Here is a 546-nt window from a genome sequence, read left to right as displayed (position 1 = left end):
GAGCAAGCCGATCCGCTTTGGTTATCCCGTTTGGCTTTCTGCGAGGCTTGTGTATCAATCCTATCTGCACCATGACCTTGCGTACAGTAGCTTCACATGGAATGTCAATGTCAGTTTTCCCGGCATCCTTTCTCTGCTGCAATGCAAGATACATACGTTCTCTGCCGTAGCAGTCATTATATTGGTCTTCTTCGTGGATCTTCATCATTTCATCTGCAAGTGCCTGATACTTCCAGGGGGCGTTTTTATGGCTGAGATGATCGTAAAATGCTTGTCTTGTAACCTCTAAAGCCTTGCAGTAAAAACTGATCCTTCCTGTGATCCTACCGTCATCAGTCTTTTTGGAAATGAACTTTAACCGTTCTTCTTTCCTGACTTCCGACGGTTCGCGGCGAAAAAAGCAGATGCTTCCTCCAGAAATTCATTCAGTTCTTCAAGCTCTCGGTTTTTCTTTTCAAGTTCTTTTATCCGTTTGTTCGCTGCCTGGAGCTGCTGTGCGATAGTAAGTGACTCTCCCGGTGTACGTGAACCTGCACCTGTGTCTAT

2 pseudogenes are annotated in these 546 nt (G+C 45.6%); both read right to left on the bottom strand.

Annotated features, from left to right (window positions below):
• A pseudogene (locus DW015_RS13250) lies at positions 1–310 on the bottom strand (IS3 family transposase); the annotation flags it as partial.
• A gap of 44 nt (positions 311–354) precedes the next feature.
• Positions 355–546 (bottom strand): annotated as a pseudogene (locus DW015_RS13540) (hypothetical protein); the annotation flags it as partial.

The organism is Ruminococcus sp. AF37-20 (assembly GCF_003460465.1).
Classification (GTDB): domain Bacteria; phylum Bacillota; class Clostridia; order Oscillospirales; family Ruminococcaceae; genus Hominimerdicola; species Hominimerdicola aceti.
Note: the sequence above shows the minus strand (reverse complement) of the source record. Positions and strands in the feature narration are given on the sequence as shown.